General features: G+C 63.2%; 21 protein-coding genes. 10 read left to right on the top strand and 11 right to left on the bottom strand.

The features are described 5' to 3' along the window. The first annotated feature begins 21 nt into the window (after window positions 1–21). From M1D32_RS11170 to M1D32_RS11160, 3 genes are read left to right on the top strand one after another with little or no spacing between them, the layout of a single operon-like run. Entirely contained in the window at window positions 22–444 is a 423-nt protein-coding gene (locus M1D32_RS11170; protein ID WP_458778755.1) for a YybH family protein, read from the top strand. A 34-nt stretch (window positions 445–478) separates the two neighbouring features. After that, window positions 479–1,876, top strand: a complete 1,398-nt coding sequence (locus tag M1D32_RS11165; protein ID WP_458778754.1) for a purine-cytosine permease family protein — start codon at window positions 479–481, stop codon at window positions 1,874–1,876. Between the two features lie 35 nt (window positions 1,877–1,911). Beyond that, entirely contained in the window at window positions 1,912–2,517 is a 606-nt protein-coding gene (locus M1D32_RS11160) for a cyclase family protein (RefSeq protein WP_458782170.1), read from the top strand. Window positions 2,518–2,700: 183 nt separating this feature from the next. On the opposite strand, the gene M1D32_RS11155 is transcribed toward M1D32_RS11160, so the two are convergent. The 8 genes from M1D32_RS11155 to M1D32_RS11120 all read right to left on the bottom strand — a co-directional run bounded on the left by M1D32_RS11155 (window position 2,701) and on the right by M1D32_RS11120 (window position 12,349). Beyond that, complete coding sequence (locus tag M1D32_RS11155) at window positions 2,701–4,110, bottom strand: aldehyde dehydrogenase family protein (protein WP_458778753.1); 1,410 nt, start codon at window positions 4,108–4,110, stop codon at window positions 2,701–2,703. A 155-nt stretch (window positions 4,111–4,265) separates the two neighbouring features. After that, the gene (locus M1D32_RS11150; RefSeq protein ID WP_458778752.1) at window positions 4,266–5,774 is read right to left on the bottom strand and encodes an NAD-dependent succinate-semialdehyde dehydrogenase; all 1,509 of its coding nucleotides are present in this window, start codon (window positions 5,772–5,774) and stop codon (window positions 4,266–4,268) included. A gap of 22 nt (window positions 5,775–5,796) precedes the next feature. Then, window positions 5,797–6,612: an HpcH/HpaI aldolase family protein gene (locus M1D32_RS11145; protein WP_458778751.1), complete on the bottom strand. Its 816-nt coding sequence runs from the start codon at window positions 6,610–6,612 to the stop codon at window positions 5,797–5,799. After that, the gene (gene hpaH, locus M1D32_RS11140; protein ID WP_458778750.1) at window positions 6,597–7,382 is read right to left on the bottom strand and encodes a 2-oxo-hept-4-ene-1,7-dioate hydratase; all 786 of its coding nucleotides are present in this window, start codon (window positions 7,380–7,382) and stop codon (window positions 6,597–6,599) included. The genes M1D32_RS11145 and hpaH overlap by 16 nt, the downstream gene beginning before the upstream one ends. Before the next feature lie 88 nt (window positions 7,383–7,470). Continuing rightward, window positions 7,471–8,550 (bottom strand): 3,4-dihydroxyphenylacetate 2,3-dioxygenase, encoded by a 1,080-nt coding sequence (gene hpaD, locus M1D32_RS11135; RefSeq protein ID WP_458778749.1) that lies wholly within the window; start codon window positions 8,548–8,550, stop codon window positions 7,471–7,473. Window positions 8,551–8,605: 55 nt separating this feature from the next. Further along, window positions 8,606–10,147, bottom strand: a complete 1,542-nt coding sequence (gene hpaE, locus M1D32_RS11130) for a 5-carboxymethyl-2-hydroxymuconate semialdehyde dehydrogenase (protein ID WP_458778748.1) — start codon at window positions 10,145–10,147, stop codon at window positions 8,606–8,608. Between the two features lie 62 nt (window positions 10,148–10,209). Continuing rightward, a complete protein-coding gene (locus M1D32_RS11125; RefSeq protein WP_458778747.1) occupies window positions 10,210–10,896 on the bottom strand; it encodes a GntR family transcriptional regulator in 687 nt (228 codons plus the stop codon). Then, a complete protein-coding gene (locus M1D32_RS11120) occupies window positions 10,889–12,349 on the bottom strand; it encodes a fumarylacetoacetate hydrolase family protein (RefSeq protein WP_458782169.1) in 1,461 nt (486 codons plus the stop codon). Before M1D32_RS11120 ends, M1D32_RS11125 begins: the two co-directional genes overlap by 8 nt. Before the next feature lie 223 nt (window positions 12,350–12,572). Between M1D32_RS11120 and M1D32_RS11115 the strand changes: the two genes are divergently transcribed. Then, entirely contained in the window at window positions 12,573–14,552 is a 1,980-nt protein-coding gene (locus tag M1D32_RS11115; RefSeq protein ID WP_458778746.1) for an FAD-binding monooxygenase, read from the top strand. Window positions 14,553–14,557: 5 nt separating this feature from the next. Further along, a complete protein-coding gene (locus M1D32_RS11110; protein ID WP_458778745.1) occupies window positions 14,558–15,922 on the top strand; it encodes an MFS transporter in 1,365 nt (454 codons plus the stop codon). Window positions 15,923–15,971: 49 nt separating this feature from the next. Here the strand turns inward: M1D32_RS11110 and M1D32_RS11105 are convergent, their stop codons facing one another. Continuing rightward, window positions 15,972–16,562: a TetR/AcrR family transcriptional regulator gene (locus tag M1D32_RS11105; RefSeq protein WP_458778744.1), complete on the bottom strand. Its 591-nt coding sequence runs from the start codon at window positions 16,560–16,562 to the stop codon at window positions 15,972–15,974. 179 nt (window positions 16,563–16,741) lie between these two features. Between M1D32_RS11105 and M1D32_RS11100 the strand changes: the two genes are divergently transcribed. From M1D32_RS11100 to M1D32_RS11090, 3 genes are all read left to right on the top strand, one after another. Continuing rightward, entirely contained in the window at window positions 16,742–17,086 is a 345-nt protein-coding gene (locus tag M1D32_RS11100) for a cupin domain-containing protein (RefSeq protein WP_458778743.1), read from the top strand. A 14-nt stretch (window positions 17,087–17,100) separates the two neighbouring features. Continuing rightward, entirely contained in the window at window positions 17,101–18,420 is a 1,320-nt protein-coding gene (locus M1D32_RS11095) for a flavin monoamine oxidase family protein (protein WP_458778742.1), read from the top strand. Window positions 18,421–18,604: 184 nt separating this feature from the next. After that, on the top strand, window positions 18,605–20,080 hold the full coding sequence (locus M1D32_RS11090) for an APC family permease (protein ID WP_458778741.1): 1,476 nt from the start codon (window positions 18,605–18,607) through the stop codon (window positions 20,078–20,080). A gap of 286 nt (window positions 20,081–20,366) precedes the next feature. On the opposite strand, the gene M1D32_RS11085 is transcribed toward M1D32_RS11090, so the two are convergent. Then, window positions 20,367–21,326 carry an AraC-like ligand-binding domain-containing protein gene (locus M1D32_RS11085; RefSeq protein WP_458778740.1) on the bottom strand — a complete coding sequence of 320 codons (960 nt, stop codon included), beginning with the start codon at window positions 21,324–21,326 and terminating at the stop codon, window positions 20,367–20,369. Window positions 21,327–21,461: 135 nt separating this feature from the next. Beyond that, window positions 21,462–22,058 carry a TetR/AcrR family transcriptional regulator gene (locus tag M1D32_RS11080; RefSeq protein ID WP_458778739.1) on the bottom strand — a complete coding sequence of 199 codons (597 nt, stop codon included), beginning with the start codon at window positions 22,056–22,058 and terminating at the stop codon, window positions 21,462–21,464. 119 nt (window positions 22,059–22,177) lie between these two features. Between M1D32_RS11080 and M1D32_RS11075 the strand changes: the two genes are divergently transcribed. Then, a complete protein-coding gene (locus tag M1D32_RS11075) occupies window positions 22,178–24,136 on the top strand; it encodes a primary-amine oxidase (protein ID WP_458778738.1) in 1,959 nt (652 codons plus the stop codon). 136 nt (window positions 24,137–24,272) lie between these two features. Further along, window positions 24,273–24,587 carry a hypothetical protein gene (locus M1D32_RS11070; protein WP_458778737.1) on the top strand — a complete coding sequence of 105 codons (315 nt, stop codon included), beginning with the start codon at window positions 24,273–24,275 and terminating at the stop codon, window positions 24,585–24,587. Window positions 24,588–24,626 lie beyond the last annotated feature (39 nt).

Here is a 24,626-nt window from a genome sequence, read left to right as displayed (position 1 = left end):
GCCCTTTAGCTAGGATGCGACATGCATTTATCCGGCCTTGCCGATGTACCAACAGATCAGGAAGTGCTAGCAGCAGCATCCGCCATTGTGGAGGCTTTCGCTGCGACTGATACAGATCGCTACTTTGCTCTTTTTGCCGAGGATGCGACCCTTGTGTTCCATAGTGAGCCGACGGCATTGGGCAGCCGCAGCGATTACGCGGAGCTGTGGCAGGGGTGGTTGGCCAGCGGGTGGAGAGTACTTACGTGTCAGTCGACCAATCCACGGGTGACGGCTTTTCCCGGCGGTGCCGTCTTTGTCCATGAGGTAGCCACAACCGTAGAAACCGGTGAAGGCCAGGCGTCATACAAGGAACGTGAATCGATTGTCTTCACCCAGATCGAAGATGGCAGCCTGATTGCAGTGCACGAGCATCTTTCCCCGTTCCCGGCTGCAGGGCCGTAGCCGGGACCTCTCATCCCCTCCCCTCAAGGACCCCATGAACATCTACAAGCGCCTCGATGCGCACCTCCAGCACAACGCGGACGGCTTCGGGCCAATCCGCGGTTCCTTGTCCACCCGTCGAATCGGCATGATCTGGCTCGCCGCCAACTTCGTCGTCACAACGCTGCTGACCGGAACCCTTTTTGTTCCAGGGGTCAGTTTCGCCTCGGCCCTGGCAATGATCGTAATAGGCACCGTCATCGGCGCTGTTGTGCTGACACTGATTGGCAATATCGGAACGCGTACCGGCCTGCCTACCATGGCCATCACCCGCGGCGCGTTCGGGACACGGGGCAGCCTATTGCCCGTCGCGGCCAACTTCATCATCCTGATGGGCTGGAGTTGGGTGCAGGCCATGCTCGCGGGCGTGACCGTCAATTACCTGCTTGAACCGGTGACCGGATTCTCCAGTCCGATCCTCTTTGCAGTGCTATGCCAAGCGATTGTCGTTTGTCTTGCGATCCTGGGCCATGAGGGCATCGCCAAGGTGGAGCCCTGGCTTGCGGTGGTGATCCTGGCGATCATGGCCTATGTCTTCGTAACGGCCTTCACTACCTTCAATCCTGCCGAGTTCGTTGCTCTGGACGTGGATGAGTCCTTAGGCTTCACGAACTTCACGGTGCTGGACATCGTTGTTGCCACGGCCATCTCCTGGACCGTTCTCTCCGCGGACTTCAACCGCTTCGCCAAGTCAACCCGGGCCGGGATAATTGGCTCGGGGATCGGATACACGCTGTCAACGATACTGTCCATGACACTGGGCGTTACGGCCCTCGGTTTCGTGATCCTCTCCGGCCAGCCGGCAGCTCCATTTGATCCCACGGTGATTGTGGCTGCCTTTGGAACACCATTGGCCATCGTGATTTTCATGTCGGTAATGGCGACCAACACCATGGTGGTTTACGGCATGGTTACGTCGGTGGTCAACGCCCAGCCGCGCTGGAAGCTGCGCTTCCTGCCCACGGCCCTGGTGGTCGGAGTGATTTCGATCCTAGGATCTACGTGGATGGCGCTGCTGAACCAATTCACCGATTTCCTGTTTGTTATTAGCGCGTTTTTCGTACCGGTGTTCGCCATCATGATTGTGGATTACTACATCATCAAGCGCAGCAGCTACACCCGTGATATTTTGCGCGAGCGTGGCGGCAGCTACTGGTATGCCGCGGGAGTCAACTGGTCTGCAGTAGCAGTGTGGGTGGTGGGGGCGTTGGTTTCCTACGTCCTGACCTACCTGTGGCCAAGCCCGGTAGGGGCTACGATGCCGGCATTCGCCATCAGTTTCCTGCTCTATTTTGCTCTTACCATCAGGGACCGTCGCCGCTCCGGCCAGCCCAGCAGACACCTGACAGCTAAGGACGAAGCCGAGCTCCCGGCAGGACAAACCAGCCCGTGACACTCATAGACCTGACTCATCCCGTCACCTCAGGAATGCAGGTTTTTCCAGGAGATCCGGACGTACAACTACCTCACGCGCTTTCGCTGGACCAAGACGGGGTGGCCGTCACCAGTATCCGGATGGGATCACACACTGGCACCCATCTCGATGCTCCCAGCCACACCATCGAAGGCGGACGCACTACCTCCGATGTGCTGCTCGATGAACTCATCGGCGAAACCCTCGTACTGCACGTTCCCGGCTTGGCAGCAGGAGAGGACATAACGTGGGAGCAGATCGTGGGGCAGGCGGGAGACACTGTCCCGCCGATCGTGCTGCTCGCTACCGGCTGGGACAAGCACTTTGGTACCCAGGCCTATTTTGATCACCCCGTCCTCACCCTTGAGGCCGCCGAAAAGCTCCGGGACCGCGGGATGCGGGTCTTGGCTCTCGACACGCTCAACCCTGATCACACCATTCAGCCAACGGGAAGCACTGATTTGCCTGTCCATCAGCTCGTGCTCGGATGCGACGGCCTCATCATCGAAAACGTGCGTGGTGCCACTGATTTGCCTGCAAGGTGCCGGAGCGGCTTCTTTCCGTTGAGACTGGACCGGGCTGATGGTGCCCCTGTCAGAGCGGTCGCTTGGTTGGATTAATCAGGCAGGCAGGGCAGGCACACGGAGGAACCCCAGTGATGGGTGGCAGCTATGTTGCTGGCGCAATCTGTTAGACCGCTCAAGTAGGCTACGGACGAGAGCGGGACTGCCCCCGGTTTTGTTCGCTCCTGGACCTACGAGCTTGTGCTCGTGGAAGGATGTTGACCATGCCCACGGCAGCCCTTAGCCGTTGATGACCTGGGGGACGCCGAGGGCTTTGAGGCCTTCGACGCCGAATTCAAGGCCGTAACCGGATTGTTTTGCTCCGCCGAAGGGGATGCGTGGATCTACAACGCCGTGTTTGTTGATCCAGACGGAGCCGGCTTGGATCCGGGCTGCGACTTTGCGGGCGGCGGGGAGGTCTGAGGACCAGACGGAGGCGCCGAGGCCGACGTCCAGGGCGTTGGCCATGTCCACGGCCTCATCCACGCTGCTGTATTTGATGATGGGCAGGGCGGGGCCGAACTGTTCCTCGGCAACGAGCGGGTTGTCGTTGTCGATGTCGGCGACCAGGGTGGTGGGGTAGAAGTAGCCGGGCTGGCTGCTATCCGGGTTTCCGCCCAACAATACGCGTGCGCCGGAGTCCTTGGCTGCCTGCACGAGGGTGGCGACGACGTCGTATTGTGCTTTGTTCTGCAGGGGCCCCAGGACGTTGTTCTCGTCCAGGCCGTTGCCCATCGGCATAGCCTTGGCCACGGCGGTGAGTTCGTCGCAGACGGCGTCGTAGATGTCCTCGTGGACATAGAGGCGTTTGAGCGCGGCGCAGGTCTGGCCGGTGTTGATGAAGGCGCCCCAGAAGAGGTCCTGGGCGATGGCTTTGGGGTCCGCGTCGGGCAGGACGATGCCGGCGTCGTTCCCGCCGAGCTCCAGGGTGAGGCGTTTGACCGTGTCGGCGGAGGACTTGATGATGGCCTTGCCCGCGGCGGTGGAGCCGGTGAACATGATTTTGCCGATGGCGGGGTGGTTGGTGAGGCGTGCGCCGACTTCCCGGCCGCAGGAGACGACTGACAGGAGGCCTTCGGGGAGTTCTTCGTTGATGACCTTGATCAGGGCCAGGACGCTCAAGGGGGTGTTGCCCGAGGGCTTGACCACCGCTGCGTTGCCCATCCGCAGGGCGGGGGCGATCTGCCAGATGGTGATCATCATCGGCCAGTTCCAGGGGCCGATCGCGCCGACGACGCCGATGGGCTTGTAGTGCAGTTCGGCGCGCGTCTCGCCATCGTCCACGATCGTTTCCGGCTCCAGGGGGATGGTGGCTGCGGCGCGGAGCCAGGCAGCACAGGCGCCGACTTCGAAGCGGGCGTTGGGCCCGTTCAGGGGTTTGCCCTGCTCGCGGGAGAGCAGCTGGGCGAGTTCTTCGGCGGAGCGTTCGACGGCGTCGGCGGCCTTCAGGAGCGCAGCGGACCGGCCTTCGTGGCCCAACGCAGCCCACGTGGGCTGGGCGGAGACAGCTGCGGCAACAACGTTCTCCAGGTATGCGAGGTCGTGAAGGGGTGCTTCGCCCACGGTCTCGCCTGTTGCCGGGTTAAGGATGGTCTTGCTAGGACCGGACGCGGGGGTAATGGACGCAAGAAGCGCATCATAGGATTCCAAGAGTTACTCCACTTCGAGTATGCGGGTGCGTGCAGCCGAATGGCTGGACGGATTATTTCCAGTTTTGTTGACTGTGAGTTGCTTATCTTGTTTTTCGGCGCAGGGCTCTTGTCGCTGGGAGAACGGCAAGGGCACAGATGCTCAGGGGGGTTAGGTCAGCGGGCGTACGGGTCGGCGATGCCGATGTATTGGGTGGTGGTGTATTCGGCGATGCCTTCGGTGCCGCCTTCTCGGCCGAGGCCTGATTGCTTGACGCCGCCGAAGGGTGCTGCGGCGTTGGAGATGACGCCGGCGTTGAAGCCGACCATGCCGAATTCGATTTCCTCGGCCACCCGCAGCAGCTTGTTGAAGTCACGGCTGTAGACGTAGGACGCGAGGCCATATTCGCTGGCATTGGCCAGGCGGATGGCGTCTTCCTCGGTGGCGAAGGTCGTTACCGGGGCAACGGGTCCGAAGATTTCCTGGCCCAGGATCGCGGCGCCGTTGGGAACGTTGCCCAGGACCGTGGGCTGGTAGAAGTAGCCGGGACCGTCCACGGGTCCGCCGCCGGTCACGGCAACTGCCCCGGCGTCGACAGCGGCAGTGACCAGTGCGTGGACGTCGTCGCGGGCTCCGGCATCAATCAGCGGCCCTACCTGGGTGGCGGGCTCAGTCCCTCGACCGGTGGTGAGGGCGGCCATGGCAGCAGCAAACATCCGGGTGAACTCCTCGGCGACTGATTCCTGGACCAGGAACCGGTTCGCGGCGGTGCACGCCTCGCCCATGTTCCGCATCTTGGCTGCCATGGCCCCTTCAACAGCCTTGTCCAGGTCGGCATCCTCAAAGACGATGAACGGCGCGTTCCCGCCCAGTTCCATCGAGGTGCGCAAGACGTTCTGCGCCGCGTCCGCCATGAGACACTTGCCGACGGGGGTGGAGCCGGTGAAGGAGACCTTCCGGAGCCGGGAGTCCTTCAACAGCGGCCCGGAGATCCCCGACGCGCTGGAGGAGGCGACGACGTTGAGGACGCCGGCGGGCAGCCCGGCCTCCATCATGGTCTGCGCGAACAGCTGCGAAGTCAGTGGAGTGAGTTTGGCGGGTTTGAGGACCATGGTGCACCCGGCGGCGACGGCGGGGGCGACCTTGCGGGTGGCCATGGCGAGCGGGAAGTTCCAGGGGGTGATGAGCAGGCAGGGACCGACGGGTTTGTGCTGGACCAGGATCTTGTTCTTTCCCTCCGGGGACGTCAGGTAGCGGCCATAATCCCGGACGGTTTCTTCGGAGAACCAGCGCAGGAACTCTGCTCCGTAGGCGACCTCGCCGCGGGCCTCTGCCAGCGGCTTGCCCATTTCCAGGGTCATCAGCAGGGCGAAGTCCTCGGCGCGTTCGGTGACCAGGTCAAAGGCCCGGCGCAGGATCTCCGCCCGCACCCGCGGCGCGGTCCGCGCCCAGGACGCCTGCACGTCGTCCGCGGCGTCCAGGGCGGCAACCGCATCTTCACTGGTCGCCGAGGCGAGCGTGGCGAGCACCTCCCCGGTGGCGGGATCATGCACATCAAACGTGCCGCCGTCGGACGCGTCCCGCCACTCACCATTGATGAGGAGGCCGGTGGGAACGGAAGCAAGCAGTGCCGCCTCACGCTGAGGCGAGGCAGAAGAGGTGGTCGCAGCAGATGTAACAGTCATAAGAGGGGTCCTAAAAAGAATGTCAGTAGCTGGCGGTGGTTTCGCCGTCTGACGGCTGGATGTATTGGGCGGCGAGGGCTTCGGAGCCGCGGGCCAGGAGCGCGACGTCGGCGCCGACCAGGATAAAGTTCGCCCCGTTGTCGAGGTAGTGCCGGGCGGTGTCGGGGTTGAAGGCGTTGACGCCGGCCGGCTTACCGGCTGCTTTGGCTGCGGTGAGGCAGTGTTCGACGGCGGCGCGCACTTCGGGGTGTTCCTGCTGGCCGAGCAAGCCCATGGACGCGGCGAGGTCGGAGGGCCCGATGAAGACAGCGTCCACGCCGTCGACCTTCAGGATGTCCTCGACTGCCTCTACCGCGGAGGCGGATTCGATCTGGACGGTGACGCTGATGGTCTCGCCGGCCCGGGCGAGGTAGTCCGGGACCCGGTTCCACCGGGCGGCGCGGGCCAGCGCCGAGCCCACGCCCCTGACGCCTTCGGGCGGGTAACGGGTTGCCGCCACCGCGGCTTCAGCTTCGGATACGGAGTTGACCATGGGGATGAGCAGGTTCTGCACGCCCAGGTCCAGGTACTGCTTAATGACCACGGTGTCGTTGACGGGCGGGCGGACCAGGGTGTGGACGGGGTAGCCGTGGATGGCCTGGAGCTGGGCGAGGATGGATTCGAGGCCGTTGGGGCTGTGTTCGGCGTCCACCAGTAGCCAGTCCAGGCCGGATCCGGCGCAGAGCTCGGCGATGAGCGGGCTGCCGGAGCACACCCACATCCCGGCCAGGGGCCGGCCCGCTTCACCCTTTTGCCCAGCCAGGGCGTCGCGGAAGGTGTGTTCTATTCGAAGCGGCATGTGACACTCCCGAGGGGTCCGTAGTCGGCGTGGACGGTGTCGCCCTTGTACACCCAGAGCGGGCGGGTGAAGGAGCCGGCGAGGATGATGTCCCCGGCCTGCAGTGAATCGCCGTGGGCGGCGATCTTGTTCGCCAGCCAGTGCACCCCGTTGGCTGGGTGGTCCAGGACCCCTGCGGCGACGCCGGTTTCCTGAACGGTCTGGTTCTTGTAGAGGATGGCGGAGACCCAGCGAAGGTCCACGGCGTCCGGTTTCACGGGGCGGCCGCCGATCACCATGGCGCCCATGGCGGCGTTGTCGGAGATGGTGTCCACGATGGTCCGGCCTTCCATCTCGATCCTGGAGTCGAGGATTTCCAGCGCCGGGACCACGTAATCGGTGGCGTTCAGGACATCGAAGATGGTGACGCCGGGGCCCTTCAGCCCGTCCTTCAACACGAAGGCCAGTTCCACCTCCACCCGCGGATGCGTGTACTGGTCCCATTCGACAGAGCATCCTGTTTCCAGCACCATGTCATCGAAGATGGCGCCGTAGTCCGGTTCGGTGATGCCGGTGGCGTCCTGCATGGCCTTGGACGTGAGGCCGATCTTCCGGCCCACCAAGGTCCGGCCGGCTTCCTCGTTCCGGCGCCGCCATAACTGCTGCACCGCGTACGAATCCTCCACGGTCATCTCCGGGTACCGGGCCGTCAGGCGGGGAACCGGGGTCCGGCTCCGGCCGGCCTCCACCAGCTCGTCTGCGATGGCCTCAATGGTTTTCGGCTCCAGCAATGTGCGCTCCTCGGGGTGTAGAAGTCGTTCAGTTGTGAAGGCAGCCGGTCCCGCTGTTGCGAAACGGAACCGGCTGCCAGATAGTGGGCTAGAGCTGGGCGCCGAGCTTGAAGCCTTCGGCCCCGGCTGCTTCGCTGGGCCGGGTGTAGGAGAAGCCGTCGGCTCCGACGGTGACGGCCATTTCGGACTTTTCCTCGCGCTCGATCACCGGCTGGGGGTTGCCGTCCAGGTCCAGCACCAGGGAGGCTTCGGTGTACCAGGACGGGACCACGGGGTTGCCCCACCAGTCGCGGCGCTGGTTGTCGTGGACGTCCCAGGTGATGGTGGGGTTGTCCGGGTCGCCGGTGTAGTAGTCCTGGGTGTAGATCTCGATGCGGTGGCCGTCCGGGTCCAGGATGTAGAGGTAGAACGCGTTGGACACGCCGTGCCGGCCGGGGCCGCGTTCGATCCGGTCGCTGATGCGCAGGGCGCCCATCTTGTCGCAGATCTGGATGATGTTGTGCTTCTCGTGCGTGGCGAACGCGACGTGGTGCATCCGGGGGCCGTTCCCGCCGGTCAGGGCGGTGTCGTGGACGGTTTGCTTGCGGTGCATCCACGCCGCGTAGGTGACGCCGTCGGAATCCTTGATGTCCTCGGAGACGCGGAAGCCCAAGTCTTCAAGGTAGGCACGGCCGCGGGGCACGTCGGGGGTGACCTGGTTGAAGTGGTCCAGGCGGACCAGTTCGCCGGCGGAGTAGAGGTCGTAGCGCTGGGTGAGGCGCTCTACGTGCTGCACGTCGTAGAAGAACTCGTACGGGAAGCCCAGCGGGTCCTCGACGCGGACGGAGTCGCCGATGCCCTTGGTAAAGCCGCCGATGCGGCGTTCGGTGCGGCAGCCGAGTTCCTTGTAGTAGGCCTCGGCGGCGTCCACCTCGGCGGGGGACTTCACCCGGTAGGCAAAAGCTGCGACGGCGGCGACGGGCCCCTTACGGAGCACCAGGTTGTGGTGGATGAACTCCTCCAGGGAACGCAGGTAGATGGCGTTCTCGTCTTCCTCGGTGACGTGCAGGCCCAGGACATCCACGTAGAACTCACGGGACTTGGCGAGGTCGGTGACCACGATTTCCATGTAGGCGCAGCGGACGATGTCCGGGGCCGGGACAGTGGGGGTGGGAACAAAATTCGTCATGGTTAGTCTCTCTCTTCTTCGAGCAGGTTCTTGAGTTTGTAACGGGGGAAGGGGTTTAGCCTTCGTTGGCGGCGGAGGCTTCGATGCTGCCGAACTTGGGGGTATGGACGGTGCCGAGCGTGATGTGGACGGCCTGCTGGTCGGTGTAGAAGTCGATGGAGCGGTAGCCGCCCTCGTGGCCCAGGCCGGAGGCTTTGACGCCGCCAAACGGGGTGCGCAGGTCACGGACGTTGTGGCTGTTCAGCCAGACCATGCCGGCTTCGACGTTCTGCGAGAAGTTGTGCGCCCGGGTCAGGTTCTGGGTCCAGATGTAGGCGGCCAGGCCGTAACGGGTGTTGTTGGCCAGGGCAAGGGCCTCGTCGTCGCTCTCGAACGGGGTGATGGCGACGACGGGTCCGAAAATCTCCTCCTGGAAGATCCGGGCGTCGGGGGAGACATCGGCGAACACCGTGGGTGCGATGTAGTTGCCTTCGGGCAGGCCTTCGGGCCGGCCGCCGCCGGCCAGCAGGCGGCCTTCGGATTTCCCGATCTCCACGTAGGAAGCGACTTTTTCGTAGTGTTCCGGGTGGACCAGGGCGCCCACCTCGGTCTTGGGATCGTGCGGATCGCCCACCACGATGCTTTTGGCGCGGGCGGCGTACTTCCCGCAGAACTCATCGTAAATCGCGCGCTCAACCAGGATGCGGGAGCCGGCGGTGCAGCGTTCCCCGTTGAGGGAGAAGACGCCAAACAGGGCCGAATCGATCGCTGCGTCCACGTCCGCATCGGCGAATACCACGCACGGGGACTTGCCGCCGAGCTCCATGGACAGGCCCTTAAGGTTCTCAGCCGCGTTCCGGAAGATGGTCTGGCCGGTGGTGGTCTCGCCGGTGAAGGAAATCAGCGGCACGTCCGGGTGCTTGACGAGCGCGTCGCCGGCTTCCTCGCCGAGGCCGTTGACGAGGTTGAAGACGCCGTCGGGCAGGCCTGCGTCCTTGAAGATGGTGGCCCACAGCGATGCCGAGAGCGGGGTGAACTCGGCGGGCTTGAGGACCACGGTGTTGCCGGTCGCCAGGGCCGGGGCGAGCTTCCAGGACTCGAGCATGAACGGCGTGTTCCAAGGCGTGATCAGCCCCGCAACGCCGATCGGCTTGCGGTTCACGTAGTTGATTTGCGAGCCGGGGACCTTCATGGCGTCGTCGAACTGGGCCACGATCAGGTCTGCGAAGAAGCGGAAGTTCTCGGCTGCGCGCAGGGCCTGGCCCTTGGCTTGGGTGATGGGCAGGCCGGTGTCGAAGGTCTCGAGTTCTGCGAGGCGGGCTTCCTGGGCCTCGACGGCGTCGGCGATCCTGTTCAGGATGCGGGCGCGTTCGCGCGGTTTCATCTTCGGCCACGGGCCGTTGACGAAGGCTTCGCGGGCGGCGGCGACGGCGAGGTCGATGTCCTCTTTCTGGCCGGCCGCGGCGGTAGCGTAGTTCCGGTTGGAGACCGGGTCCAGGACGTCGAAGGTCTTGCCGCCCACGGAGCCAACGAACTGGCCGTTGATGTAGTGCTGGATGTGGCTGGGCAGGTCCTGCGGCACGTATTGCTGTTTGGTCTGTTCGGCAGTGAACGTCATTGTTGTTTCCTTTACTGCTTGGTGTGGCTACTTGGGTTGGTGCTGTGCGCGTGAAGGTCAGGTCAAACAGGTTTGGCTTGGCTTAGGTAGGCATCCAAGGTGGCGGAGCGGTGCCGGCGGGCCGCTTTCTCGATCTCATCGGCGTCGGCACCGGCTTCGATGAGCTGCAGGAGTGCCTCGTGCTCGTCCACAGACGCGCGGGCACGGCCGGGGACGAAGCGGAAGGTGGAGGACCGGAGGGAGGCGAGCCGGTTCCAGCCGCGGTGGACCAGGTCCAGGATGTGCGGGTTGGGGCAGTGTTCGAACAGGACGCTGTGGAAATCCTGGTTGAGCCGGGTAAACCGGACCGGGTCGAAGTGCTCCAGGCAGTCACGCATCTCCTCGTTGATGGCGCGGGCCCGGGCGAGGTCCGCTTCACCGATGAGGGGAGCGGACAAAGCAGTGGCGGCACCTTCCACGATGCTTAGCGTTTGCATCGTGTAGAGATACTCTGTGGGGTCAATCCCGGAAACCGTTGCTCCCACATTGCGCTCGAACTTCACCAGGCCTTCGGCTTCCAGCCGGCGGATCGCCTCCCGGACCGGGACCACACTGAAACCGAGGCCCTTGGCAATCGAAGCCAGGACCAGACGGTAGCCGGGAGTGTAAGCGCCTTCTACGATGCGTGCCTTGACTGCCTGGTACGCCTGTTCGGACTTGCTGCCGGTCATGGTTGAACCTGGCAGGTCGCTAACGACTGTTTCAGTCATCTGCGTTGCCTGCTTTCCATTCCTTGTACCGGGCCTGCCATTCGGCGTTCATGGGGTAGAGGCCGTCCACGCTGTTGCCCTGCTGGACCATTTCGAAGATGAAGGTTTCTTCCTTTTCCTGGGTGATGCAGTCCTCCACCAGTTCTTCGGCTATGGCCGGCGGGATGACCAGGATGCCGTCGGAGTCGGCCACGATGATGTCGCCGGGCTGGACGGTGGCGCCGCCGCAGGCGATGGTGATGTCCGTGTCCCAGGGGATGTGGCGGCGGCCGAGCACGGCGGGGTGCGGGTTGGCGAAGTAGGTGGGCATGTCCAGGCCGGCCACGGCGGTGTAGTCGCGGACGCCGCCGTCGGTAATGATCGCCGCGGCGCCGCGGACCTGGGCGCGCAGGGCCAGGATGTCGCCCACGGTGCCGGTGCCCTTCTCGCCGCGGGCCTCCATCACCAGGATCTCACCCTCGTTCACGGAATCGATGGCGCGTTTCTGGGCGTTGAACCCGCCGCCGTGGGTCTTGAAAAGGTCCTCGCGGTTGGGGACATAGCGCAGGGTCCGGGCCAGGCCCACCACGCGGCGGTCCGGGCGGGTGGCTTGCAGTCCGTCGATGCTGACGTTGTTCAGGCCGCGCTTCCGCATCTGCGATGAGAGGGTGGCCGTGGCGACGCTTTCCAGCTTCCCCTTCAGTTCCGGGGTCAGGACACTTGCTGCCTCGGGCAGCCCGGCGGCCTCGCGGGATCCGTACGCTTCCTCCCTTTGCAGGTCATCAACTTTGGGTCCGGCACCAAAGTCAGCGAACGTCGTCGTGCCTTCCTCCACCCGGGTGACCAGGCGGCCGGTGGTGAGGTCCCCGGCGGAGACCTCCACTTCGAGGACGTCGCCGGGCTTGGCGACGGATGCGCCGGCGGGGGTGCCGGTGAGGATGATGTCGCCTTCTTCGAGGGTGAGCAGCTGGGACAGGTCCGCCACGAGCCGGGCGAAGGGGAAGAGCAGGTCCTCCGTGGTGTCGTCCTGGACCAGTCCGCCGTTGTGCCAGGTGCGGATCCGCAGGCGGGCGGGGTCGACGGCGTCTGCCGGGATCAGTGCCGGGCCCACCGGGGTGAAGCCGTCACCGCCCTTGGACCGTAGGTTGGAGCCCTTGTCTGCCCAGCGCAGGTCGTAGACGCCCAGGTCATTGCTGGCGGTCACGGCGGCCACGTGGCTCCACGCTTCCTCGAGCCCGACGCGGCGGGCGGCCTTGCCGATGACCAGGGCGATCTCGCCTTCGTAGCCAAGCAGTTCACAGCCTGCGGGCCGTTCCACACTGCTGCCGCTGAGGGAGAGCGACGACGACGGCTTCAGGAAGTAGGACGGCTGGGCCGGGGTGCGCCCCCGCTGTGCAGCCCGGCTGGGGTAGTTGATGTGCACGGCGATGACCTTCCGCGCCGCTGCCAGGGTGTCCCCGTTGACCTGCTCCAAAGCTGTCTCCTCATCAAGTACGAAATCGTATACGACCAACTATGGAGTGCCTCACGGAATCCGTCAACCCCGGGTGATTCAGCCATTTTTCGGGCACCTTGTCGTGCCCGTCACAGGTGTCGTACAGTATTTGCCTGGTCCTGCGTTTCAAATATAGAACCGCAAATTCGCATATAGAACACCAATCGGTGAATCGAAGCCCACAGTGAAGTGAGGAAAGCCCGTGCAGTTCCACCACCACGGTTATGTATCCGGTGACCCGCGGGTCCAGCCCGCAGCCGGCGTCGGTCTCGACCGGCCCGTTGAGCTTCCCGACGAAGTAGACGTACTCATCGTCGGCACCGGCCCGGCCGGCATGCTCGCCGCAGCACAACTCTCGCAGTTCCCGAATGTCACCACCCGCATCGTGGAGCGCCGCCCCGGACGGCTCGCCATTGGCCAGGCCGACGGCATCCAGGCCCGCAGCGTGGAAACTTTCCAGGCCTTCGGTTTCGCCGAGCGGATCATCGCCGAAGCCTACGCGATCACCGAGATGGCGTTCTGGAAGCCGGACGTGAATGATTCCACGCGCATTGTCCGGACCGCCCGGACCCCGGATGACCCCGCAGGCATCAGCGAGTTCCCGCACCTGATCGTCAACCAAGCCCGGGTGCTGGACTACTTCGCCGAGTACATGGCAAACGCGCCCACCCGCATGACGCCGGACTATGGTTACGAGTTCCAGGGACTTGAGGTTGCCGACGAGGGGGAGTACCCGGTTACTGTCACGCTCCTTCACGCCTCCGGCCCCAACGAAGGCCAGGAGAAGATCGTCAACGCCAAGTACGTGGTGGGTGCAGACGGTGCCCGCAGCAAGGTGCGCCAGGCAATCGGCTGCACCCTCGCCGGTGACGCAGCCAACCATGCCTGGGGTGTCATGGACGCACTCGCCGTCACCGACTTCCCCGACATCCGCACCAAGTGCGCCATCCAGTCAGGTGAGGGCGGCAGCATCCTCCTCATCCCACGTGAAGGCGGACATCTGTTCCGCATGTATGTGGACCTCGGCGAAGTGGACCCCAACGACAAGGGCGCCGTCCGCAACACCACCATCGAGGAGATTATCGCCAAGGCCAACGAGATCCTCCACCCCTACACCCTGGATGTCCGCAACATCGCCTGGCACAGTGTCTACGAAGTAGGGCACCGGCTGACGGACCGGTTCGACGACGTCCTGCCGGAGGAGCGCGGCACCCGCACGCCGCGCGTGTTTATCACCGGCGACGCCTGCCACACACACAGTGCCAAGGCCGGCCAGGGAATGAACGTCTCAATGCAGGACGGCTTCAACATCGCCTGGAAACTCGGCCACGTCCTTGAAGGCCGCAGCCCCGAAAGCCTGCTCTCCACCTACTCGGCAGAGCGTCAAGTGGTGGCGAAGAACCTCATCGACTTCGATAAAGAGTGGTCAACGCTCATGGCCAAGAAACCTGAGGAGTTTGAAGACCCCGCAGAGCTGGAAAATTTTTACGTCAGCACTGCGGAGTTCCCGGCGGGTTTCATGACCCAGTACGCGCCGTCCATGCTGGTAGGCAGCACTGACCACCAGGCCCTTGCTGCCGGTTTCCCCGTGGGCAAGCGCTTCAAATCCGCGCCTGTCGTCCGTGTCGCCGACACCAACCCCGTACACCTCGGTCACCACGCCACAGCCGACGGCCGCTGGCGGATCTATGTTTTCGCCGACTCCGGTGTTCCGCAGCAGGGGAGCGGGCATGGCGTTCCCTCGGCCACGGAACTCCTTGCCCAATGGCTCGCGAAGTCGCCGGAATCACCGCTGGCCGCAACGCCGTCGGACGCCGATCCTGACGCCTGGTTCGATGTGAAGGTGATTTACCAGCAGGATCACCACAGCATCGATATCGGTGCCGTCCCCGCCGTCTTCAAACCGCAGGTTGGCCCGTTCAAACTGACCGACTATGAAAAGGTGTATGCCACCGACCCCGCTGCGGACATCTTCGAACTCCGCGGCCTCGACCGGGGCGGCGTGGTAGTAGTTGTGCGCCCCGACCAGTACGTCGCAAACGTCCTGCCGCTGACGGCAACGGCCGAGCTAGGCGCCTTTTTTGCCGGCCTGCTGCCCGATCACAGGCCAGCAGCAGTTCCTTCCGCATCGTTGCACGGCGCTCCTGCCGGCCACTCGGCCCTCATGAGCAACAGGGCGTGAGGCGAATGTCAAGAGCAGACACAGCTGGAACTGCCCGCGGCCGCCGCATGAGCCAGGCGGACCGCCGGGTCGTTGCCGGGACAATGGTCGGAACGACCATCGAGTGGTATGACTTCTTCATCTTCGCCCAGGCTGCGGGCGTCGTTTTCGCCAGCCTTTACTTCAAACCGCTGGACACAGACAACCCGGGACTCGCCCAGTTGGTTTCCTGGGCAACCATCGGTGTGAGCTTCTTCTTCCGGCCGTTGGGCGCAGTGATCGCCGGGCGTCTCGGCGACAAGGTTGGCCGCAAAGCAATGCTGGTCTTCACCCTGGTGCTGATGGGGGCATCCACCGCCCTGATCGGCCTCCTCCCGACCTACGGTCAGATCGGCGTCTGGGCCCCCATCCTGTTGATGGTTCTGCGCATCCTGCAGGGCTTCTCTGCCGGCGGAGAGTGGGGAGGGGCTGCGCTGATGGCGGTGGAGCACGCACCACGCGACAAGCGGGGATTCTGGGGCGCCTACCCGCAAATCGGCGTGCCCGTGGGCATGATCATTGCCACCTTGGTACTTTTCCTGCTCCGCCTTTCCATGTCTCCCGAGCAGTTCCTGGAGTGGGGGTGGAGAGTTCCCTTCCTGCTGTCGGTTGTTCTGATCGTGGTGGGGTACTTCATCCGCTCCGCCGTGGCCGAGAGCCCGGTCTTCAAGGAGATGGTGGAACGGAAGCGGGAATCGGCAACCCCGCTGAGGCAGTTGCTCCGAACGAATAAGAAACGGGTGCTGCTTGCCGCGGTTATCTTCATCGGCAATAACGCGGCAGGGTACCTCGTGATTGCGTTCCTGTCCTCGTATGCCCAGAAGACTCTAGGAATGGAAGCATCACCGGTACTGCTGGCGACACTCCTGGCCTCTTTCGGCTGGCTCATCTTTACGTTGGTTGGGGGAGCCCTTTCCGACAGGATCGGCCGGGTCCGGACCTTCCAGGCCGGGTACATCCTCATCTTTGCGTGGATGATTCCCTTGTTCCTGCTCATAGACACGCGGAACATCTGGGCTTACGGCGTCGGCATTTTCGTCCTGACGATTGGGCTGGGACTCTCCTACGGGCCGATGTCGGCCATGTACGCGGAAATGTTTCCGGCCAGTGTCCGCTACTCCGGCATCGGCATCGGCTACGCCCTGGGTTCCATCCTGGGCGGAGCGTTCGCACCACTCATTGCCGAGGCACTGTTCAAGGAAACGGGATGGTCCGGCTCTATCGGGGTTTACATCATGGCCCTGTGTGTCTGTTCCTTCATTGGAGTCACCATTGCCAAGGAGACGAAGGGTGCTCCCTTGGGAGCAGAGGACGTCACCACTGCAAAATTGGACGAGTCGCCAGTCAGCTAGGTACTACTGGTGCCGTAGGCCAGGACGGTCTGGCCTACGGCACCGGCATTTAACCCGGCGTTTCTTCCACAGCCCGGAGCAGTAGGACATCGTGCACTTCCTTCAGTGAGGCGGCGATCTCCTCCCGCTCTACTCCTGCCAGGTACTGGAGGACCAGGCCGTCAAGGGATGCGAACAACGTACGTGCCACTACCTGGACGTTGCGGGTCAGCCCGGACGCACGCAGGGCGTCGGCGAGTGCGTTGACATAGTTGTCGTAAAGGACTGAGACCGCTCCAGCGAGCTCTGGTCTGCGCCGGGCTTCAAGGATCATTTCGTACTGAAAAACCTGAAGTTCCGGCTCGGCAAGAAGCAATTCCAGAAGCGATTCCGTGAAGGACCCGCCCAGTTCGGCAGCCTCACTAAGTCTGGACGAAGCGATGGATTGCTCGGCCGCCCAGTCCAGAGCCGCCGCGATGAGGGCATCGCGGCTGCCGAAGTGATGCGCCACCAGCGTGTTGTTCACCCCTGCAGCTTCCGCCACCGACCGGTAGGTGAGTCCCCGCAGACCTTTTGCCGCAACAACGGCAACGGCAGCGCGCAACAGGGCCTCCCTGCCCGTTCCGTATTTGGAGGGTGGCGCAGGGGCGAGTGTGTTCATACGCCGAGTCTATCCAGTGTCCACCTGACAAAACCTGCTATTGACTTTAACTAAGCAAATGCTTAGATTGAGATCGCAGGTGATCCGGCTCACTGCCAGGCCTTCTCTGGCGCCCGCACCTGCCCCAACCCCACAACTGCCCGACGCAGTGCCCGGCGTCATCATCCTTGGAGTTCACCGTGTCAGATACCACCGCCTTCACCACTTCCTCAGCCCTTGATCCCAGCAAGAATGAGGCCTTCGAACTCGGCCAGGTCCAGTGGGTCCGCAAATTCGGTGAGGGTGACCGTCCGGCGCTGGCCTCAGGGTACTGGCACGTAACCCCTGAGGAAGCGCCCGAGCCGTTCGACCTTGTGATCCACGCCGATGAGACCATCTCCATCATCGAGGGCCACCTCCGAATTGAGGTCGAGGGCGGAGACACCTACGACCTGACGCCCGGAGGTGCCGCTTCCTTCAACCGGGGAGCCCGCACTCGCTGGGCAGTCCTGGCGCCCACGGTCGAATTCTTCGTCTACTCCTAGGGAAGGAATCTGCAATGGAGCAGAATCTGAACAACGACCTCTACGACGTGGTAGTGGTAGGTGCCGGCTTCGCCGGGCTGACTGCAGCCCGCGAGCTGAGCCGACAGGGCTTGTCCGTCCACATCGTCGAGGCCCGGAACCGGATCGGTGGCCGGACCTGGCTGGATCACCGGCTGGGACGGGACCTGGAAATCGGTGGCACCTGGGTGCACTGGACCCAACCGTACGTCTGGGCCGAGCTGAAGCGCTACGGGCTGGACACCACGCCAAGCCCCCAACCCGAACGGGCCTTCTGGTGGGCGGACGGAAAGCGGCATGAAGGCGGGCCGGACGAGCTAATTGCCCTGATTGGGCAGACAGCCGGCCAGTTCACCCAGGATTCACGAAAGTACTTTCCGGAGCCCTTCAAGCCGTTGGCCAACGATCTTTTCAAGGCCATCGATGATGTGTCCGTCCAGGATCGGATCCGGGAACAGTTCCCTGCCGGCGCCGCACGGGACATCCTCGAATCCTTCTGGACGCTGAACTTTAACGGGCCCCTGGACAACGCCGCTTTCACCCAGGCACTTCGTTGGGTTGCACTCACCAATGGCGACTGGGCAGTGAACTTCGAAGCCTGCGCAACCTACAAAATTGTTGGCGGAACCGCAGTATTGGCGGCCGCAATGCTGGCAGACGCCAAAGCCACCATTGAGCACGGCTTCACGGTAGGCGCCGTCGCCCACAAATCGGATTCGGTGGATGTTGAAAGTACGGATGGACGCACCATACGGGCCAAGGCGGCGATCGTCACGGTGCCACTTCACGCCATGGAGGCGGTGGCCTTCGAGCCACCCCTGCCCGCCGTCAAAGCTGAAGGCGCCAGATTGGGACAAGCAGCCAAGGGGACAAAGGTTTGGTTCCGGCTTCGGGGCGAGCACGCCCCTTTTGTAGCGTTCGGTGGCGCGGACTGGCCCCTGAACTTCTTCCAGGTCGAATACACACTCGACGGCGACACCATTGCCGTCGGCTTTGGTCCGGATGCGTCAAAGATCGACGTGGAGGACGCCTTGGCCGTCCAGGCACAGCTTTCGCGCCTGGTACCCGGGCTGGAGGTAGTGGAGGTGGCCAGCCATAACTGGGTGGCGGACCCGCTGTCCGGTGAGACCTGGCCCATGCACCGTCCCGGCTTCCTCTCCGCCCATCTCCCCGCAATGCAGGCTCCGCACGGCCGCGTCCTTTTTGCCGGGGCAGACATTGCCAACGGCTGGGGCGGCTTTATTGACGGAGCCATCGAAAGCGGTATGGAAGCCGCCAACGAGACCGCGGCGCTGATCGGCAAACCGCAGCCCTGATCTCTGCTGACGCCCGGGACGCTCAGCGTACGCCGGGCCGAGGTCTCGTGTGCGCTGAGACACAACAAGTCATCGCTGCACGGCAAAACAGCCGTCACGCTTTTTGCCATGCTGACTACAACAGTGGTGCTGAGGTTGCGGACCCGCACCATCCCCAAGCTTTTGACCGTTCAGAAGGATCAAAATGAGTTCGTCAAATTCCGAATCCCGGACCATTGAAGCGAGGCCAGCAAAGGAGCAGTCCACTGCTCTGCGAGCCGGCAGCATCGGAGTCCTGGGGATCCTGTTCTTTGTGTTGTCCGCCCAAGCGCCCCTGACAGGGATTGCCGGCGCCTCCCCGTTGGCTGCAGCACTCGGTAATGGCGCCGGTGCCCCAGGAGCCTATCTTATTGTCGGCATCGTCATTGTGATTTTTGCCGTCGGATTCGTGGCGATGAGCCGGAAGATCCAAGCCAACGGAGCCTTCTACGCCTACGTCACGGCTGCTTTCGGCAGAAAGACCGGCGCCGGCGCAGCCTGGCTCGCGCTCCTGGCCTACAGCACCGTCCAAGCGGCAATGTACGGACTCTACGGGGCTGCGTTCTCCGGTCTGCTGGGCTCTATCGGACTCACCATCCCATGGTGGTTGCTGGCCCTGGTCACCATGGCAGGAGTCCAGGTTCTTGGTTCCCTCAACATCGAACTCGGCGCAAAGGTCCTGGCACTCCTGGTAGGCCTCGAAGTCGGAGTCCTTTTACTTTTCGGCCTCACCGTGTTGTTCCGTGGCGGTGGACCCGAAGGGCTTAACCTCGCCGCATCGTTCTCCCCGGAAGCCATCGCCAGCGGCGCCCCCGGAGTAGCCATCATGTTCGCCGTCGCCTCCATGTTCGGCTTCGAATCCACCGCGATCTATTCAGCAGAAGCCAAAGACCCGCACCGGACCGTGGCTCGGGCCACTTACACATCTGTGGCCGTCATTGCCATCTTCTTCTCCTTCATCTCCTGGATGCTCGTCAGCTACTACGGCCCAAGTCAGGTGTCGGCTGCGGCTGGCGCAGCATTGGAATCCGGAGATGCCACCACGTTCGTCATAGCACCCATGGTTGAGCTGTTCGGGCCATGGGCGGGTACCACCGCCGGCGTCCTGCTGGTGACATCCCTGCTCGCCGGCATCATTGCCTTCCACAATGGCATCAACCGGTATCTGCACTCACTGGCACTTCAAGGCTCAATGCCGTTGAAGGTCGCCCGAACCAACCGCCACCGCGCACCCGCCGTGGCTGCTTGGATCCAGACCGCTACCGCCGTCCTCCTGGTGGGCCCCTTCGCTCTGCTGGCCCTGGATCCTGTCTTGACCCTGTTCTCCTGGTTCAGCGGGCTTGCGGTCGCTGCTCTGCTGGTCCTCTACATCCTGTGCTCCGTCGCCGTCGTCCGATTCTTCCGGCAGGAACGGGTGGACGGCCAGCTTTGGCAGACCCTGCTCGCCCCGGCACTGGCAGCACTGCTGCTGCTGTGGGTGCTGTACCTGGTCGTCAGCAACTTCACGGCACTGATCGGTGGCAGCGCGGAGACCGCTGCCGCCCTCCTCGCTGCTGTGCCGGTGATGTTCACGGCGGGTGTGCTGGTGGAATCCCGAATTGAACGGCGGCAGAAGGCCCACAGCCTGGGGCACAACGGCTAGTCGTCAAAACCTTATCCGGCTGGTGCGCTTGTCATAGCAGCTGATGACAGCCGGATTCGCTGGATGCATATGGAGGACCTCCGGGCGTGTGGCTTTCTCGGGAGCGGTCACCAGCCAGGAGGTCCTCCTCGTGTCCCCGCGGGCATTCAGCTCATTATGGGTTGACGGGAAAGGCGCGTCGGCAATGGCAGCCGCTTCAACAGCCAACCGGAAAAGTGCAACCTATCTGTCAGCTCCCGGATGAGGGTGACGGTGTGGCCCTTGTCACCTGGAACCGGAACATCGGTTAAGCTTGCTGGCGCCAACCGGTGGGAGACATTCCGAAGACCTCACGGAAGGTGCGGCTAAAGTGCGCCGCGTCAATGAATCCCCAGCGTGCGGCCACGGCAGCTACCGACTTCCCGGCGTGCAGCGGATCCCGGAGGTCGCGAGCAACACCATCCAGCCTTTGGCTCCGGATCCAGCTGGCAACGGTGCTGCCTGATTCGTTGAATAAGTTATGCAGGTGGCGCGTGGAAATGAAATGGGCCGCCGCGATGCTCGCCGGCGACAGCAGTGGGTCAGAAAGGTTGGCCTGGATGTATTCGCGTACCGATACCGCGAGCAGGGCCTGCGGCCTCATCCGGTCCGGCACGATGTCCATCTCCGCATGGAGCATGGTGGACACGAGGTCCAGCGCGTTGGCCGCCAGCCGGGAACCGCTCGGGCCGCTGAGAACCTCCAGGTTTTCCGATAGCTGTCCAATGAACTGTCCGACCATCCCACTGAGGCCGGCATTGCCGGCCATCGTGACGGCGGCAAGCTGCTCAATATAATTCGTGGGCAGTGCGAGGGCGTCGTAGGGAAACATCACCACAACCATCCTGGCCCGTTCCTCGAACGCCAGGGTGTATGGACGGTTGGTGTCATAGATCGCCAGGTCACCCGGCTGAAGTACGGCTTCCCGGTTGTCCTGAATTAGAAGGCCTGTACCTTCAAGTTGGAGGTTGAGCTTGAAATAGCGTTCCCGGCTCTGTGCGATCAGCGCAGGAGTGCGGTGGACTTCATGGGAGGCAGCGGTGACTTCCACGATTGACATACCGTCCAGCACTCGCCGCCGCATTTGCCCGCGGAAGCCATCCACGTCATCAGTACGCGCCGCCAAAGGCACGAACGACTCTGCTACCAGGTGTTTCCATTGGTCGAAGGACAATGCCATGCTCGAGACAATGCTTTGGCTGGCGGACCGGGCTGCAACTGCTGACATGGAATTTCCTGACGACGGTGGCCACGTGACATCGGTTCCTGAAAGAACCACACGGTAGAAGTGGTGTGTCTTGGAGCACAGCTACATGAGAGTAGCGCGGATGGATGTTTTCTTCAACGGCTGGCGAAAAAAGAATCACCCTGGGCGGGCTATCAGCCCGAGAAAACCTTCAAGCTGTTCTGCGACGGAAGGGTTACTTCCTCTGTCGGCCGCCAGTGCAGCCAGCACCTGAGCCCCGAGGAGCATGTTCAGTAGTTGATTCGCGAGCATGGGATCGGCAACAGAGGTGCCGACGTCACCCTGGTCCCGCGCCTCGGCCAGGTATCGCTGGATAGTGGACAGCCATTCCTCCATCGACTGCTGGTGGATCCGCGCCTTTCGCGGATCGTTCACCGCTTTCTGCCAGAACGGGATGACGATGCGCGCCTCATGGACACGTTCCTCATCCAGGGGGAGAACTTCCAGGCAGAAAGAGCGCAATGCAGCTATGCCGGACTTTCCCGCCGTCTGCCGGGCTATCCGTTCATTCGTCCGGTTGAACACGTGCCCAAAAGCAAACTCCAGGAGGGTGTCCTTCGTCGGGAAGTAGGGCTTAAGGGCACCGTTGGCGAACCCGGCCTCCATTGCGATTTCACGCATGGTGGCACCCTCCATACCCTGCCGGGCTATGATCCGCCAGGTCGCATCCACCAACTCGAGGCGCCGCTCGTCATGGTCAACTATCTTAGGCACGCTGCACTCCCGGAATACTTCGTTCGGACGCTTGTGATTCATCTTACGTACAGTTTATTATCTACAACTATAGAAAATAAACCAACGACCGGTAACGGTCCGTACCTTAAAGGTCAACGATGACACTCGAAGCAGAAGCAGACACCCGGTACAGCCTGACCTCCGGCGGCGAAATCACCCAGGTCCAAGCGATCCTGCGTGCCGCTGGCCACCTTGGCCAGGAGAAGCGCATTGCATACCTCGGCCTGTTGGACCCGGCACGTGGATCACTGGTTGAACAGGCCTCTGATAGCAGCCCAGAACGCAGGTTCCGGGTTTTCATTCATGACATTTCAGGTGGCCTACCGGTGGACGTAGTAGTTTCCGTGACGCGGCGAGAGGTGGTCTCTGCCGTGGAACTGGACACCACAGCCACGGGTGAACTCCCAATCCTCGAGGAAGAGTTCGAGCTGGTTGAAAGCCTCTTGGCAACCGACGAACGCTGGCTGGCTGCGTTGGCTGCCCGGGACCTGGATGTCACTAAGGTCCGGGTTGCGCCGCTTTCAGCCGGCGTCTTCGAGTACGCCGAAGAAAAGGGGCGGCGCATTCTGCGCGGACTGGCCTTCGTGCAGGAATTCCCGGAAGACAGCGCCTGGGCACACCCGGTGGATGGGCTCGTGGGCTACGTGGACGTCGTGGGCAAGGAAGTAACGCAGGTCCTGGATTTCGGCTCCATGCCTATCCCGTCCGAGCACGGCAACTACACCGATCCTGAGCTGACCGGCCCGCTCCGGACCACGCAGAAACCGATCAGCATCACGCAGCCGGAAGGACCCAGCTTCATCATTACCGGTGGTAACCACGTGGAGTGGGAAAAGTGGAGCGTCGACGTCGGCTTTGATGTCCGCGAAGGCGTGGTCCTGCACAACCTTGCCTTCCGTGACGGTGACCGCCTCCGCCCCATCATCAACAGAGCATCCATCGCCGAGATGGTGGTCCCGTACGGTGATCCGTCCCCCATCCGTTCGTGGCAGAACTACTTCGACACCGGCGAGTACCTGGTGGGCCAGTACGCGAACTCCCTGGAGCTCGGCTGCGACTGCCTGGGCGACATCACCTACCTCAGCCCGGTCATTTCCGACGCCTTCGGCAACCCCCGGGAGATCCGGAACGGTATCTGCATGCACGAGGAGGACTGGGGCATTCTGGCAAAGCACTCCGACCTGTGGTCCGGCGTGAACTACACACGCCGGAACCGCCGCCTGGTGATCTCCTTCTTCACTACAATCGGAAACTACGACTACGGCTTCTACTGGTACCTCTACCTCGACGGCACCATCGAGTTCGAAGCCAAGGCCACCGGCGTCGTCTTCACCTCGGCCTTTCCCGAGGGTGGCTCGGCCAACATCTCCCAGCTCGCCCCCGGACTCGGCGCCCCCTATCACCAGCACCTGTTCAGCGCCCGGCTGGACATGGCGATCGACGGGTTCACCAACCGGATCGAGGAAGAGGACGTGGTGCGCCAGGCCATGGGGGAGGGGAACGAGCGCGGCAATGCCTTCTCCCGCAAGCGCACCGTGCTGACACGTGAATCCGAGGGTGTCCGTGAGGCCGATGCCCGGGCGGGCCGGACCTGGATCATCTCCAACCCCGAATCCCGCAACCGCTTGGGAGAGCCGGTTGGCTACAAGCTCCACTCCGAAAACCAGCCCACGCTGCTGGCCGACCCAGGATCCTCCATCGCCAGGCGGGCCGCCTTCGCCACCAAGGACCTGTGGGTCACCAGGTACGCAGACAATGAGCTATACCCCACCGGCGACTTCGTGAACCAACACTCCGGCGGCGGCGGGCTGCCCAGCTACGTGGCGCAGGACCGCAACATTAACGGTCAGGACATCGTCGTTTGGCACACCTTCGGTCTCACGCACTTCCCGCGTGTCGAGGACTGGCCGATCATGCCTGTAGACACTGTCGGCTTCAAGCTCCGGCCAGAGGGCTTCTTCGATCGCAGCCCCGTCCTCGACGTGCCGCCGAGCGCTGGTGCCACATCCGCCGTCTGCCACGATGACGGCGGCTCCGGCAGCAGCTGCCACGGGTAAGGCCACAGCCATGGTTTTCGCGGGACGGGTCCCCAGCAGCGGCCCCGTCCTTCACCCCCGGCTATGCGCGGCCGTCGTCGCAGCTTCCAGTGCAGTGCACCTATGGCTTGCACTGCAAAACCAGCACGGTGCCTGGTTGAGCGCACTGATGCTGGTCCTGGCTGGTCTCTGCCTTCCCTGCGCAGTTCATATTTGGCAGCACAGCCGTGTTGGCGCACTGCAGCGTGTCATGGGTTGCGCGCTGCTGATGGTGGCCCTCCACGGAATGCTGCTGGTGGGCGGAGCGGGGAGAGGCCATGCGCACCTGGAGGACTACGGGGATCCGACGCATGCGGGTGCCCAGACCGCGAACCTACTGGCCGTCGTCGGAATGGAACTGATGACGGCTCTGCTCGCGGCGACGCTGGTGGCCCGGCTGCGGAGCCAGCAACACCTACCACCCCGTGCTTAGCGAAAAACGTACAGCAGTGTACGCGGCGAATTTGCTCTA

Source organism: Arthrobacter sp. D3-16 (assembly GCF_054408515.1).
Note: the sequence above shows the minus strand (reverse complement) of the source record. Positions and strands in the feature narration are given on the sequence as shown.

Coding starts and splice junctions, on each gene's coding strand:
- M1D32_RS11160 (WP_458782170.1), top strand. CDS start 1,912: ATGCAGGTTTTTCCAGGAGATCCGGACGTACAACTACCTCACGCGCTT.
- M1D32_RS11170 (WP_458778755.1), top strand. CDS start 22: ATGCATTTATCCGGCCTTGCCGATGTACCAACAGATCAGGAAGTGCTA.
- M1D32_RS11090 (WP_458778741.1), top strand. CDS start 18,605: ATGAGTTCGTCAAATTCCGAATCCCGGACCATTGAAGCGAGGCCAGCA.
- M1D32_RS11110 (WP_458778745.1), top strand. CDS start 14,558: ATGTCAAGAGCAGACACAGCTGGAACTGCCCGCGGCCGCCGCATGAGC.
- M1D32_RS11075 (WP_458778738.1), top strand. CDS start 22,178: ATGACACTCGAAGCAGAAGCAGACACCCGGTACAGCCTGACCTCCGGC.
- M1D32_RS11150 (WP_458778752.1), bottom strand. CDS start 5,774: ATGACTGTTACATCTGCTGCGACCACCTCTTCTGCCTCGCCTCAGCGT.
- hpaD (WP_458778749.1), bottom strand. CDS start 8,550: ATGACGAATTTTGTTCCCACCCCCACTGTCCCGGCCCCGGACATCGTC.
- M1D32_RS11085 (WP_458778740.1), bottom strand. CDS start 21,326: ATGTCAGCAGTTGCAGCCCGGTCCGCCAGCCAAAGCATTGTCTCGAGC.
- M1D32_RS11165 (WP_458778754.1), top strand. CDS start 479: ATGAACATCTACAAGCGCCTCGATGCGCACCTCCAGCACAACGCGGAC.
- M1D32_RS11105 (WP_458778744.1), bottom strand. CDS start 16,562: ATGAACACACTCGCCCCTGCGCCACCCTCCAAATACGGAACGGGCAGG.
- M1D32_RS11095 (WP_458778742.1), top strand. CDS start 17,101: ATGGAGCAGAATCTGAACAACGACCTCTACGACGTGGTAGTGGTAGGT.
- M1D32_RS11145 (WP_458778751.1), bottom strand. CDS start 6,612: ATGCCGCTTCGAATAGAACACACCTTCCGCGACGCCCTGGCTGGGCAA.
- hpaE (WP_458778748.1), bottom strand. CDS start 10,147: ATGACGTTCACTGCCGAACAGACCAAACAGCAATACGTGCCGCAGGAC.
- M1D32_RS11125 (WP_458778747.1), bottom strand. CDS start 10,896: ATGACTGAAACAGTCGTTAGCGACCTGCCAGGTTCAACCATGACCGGC.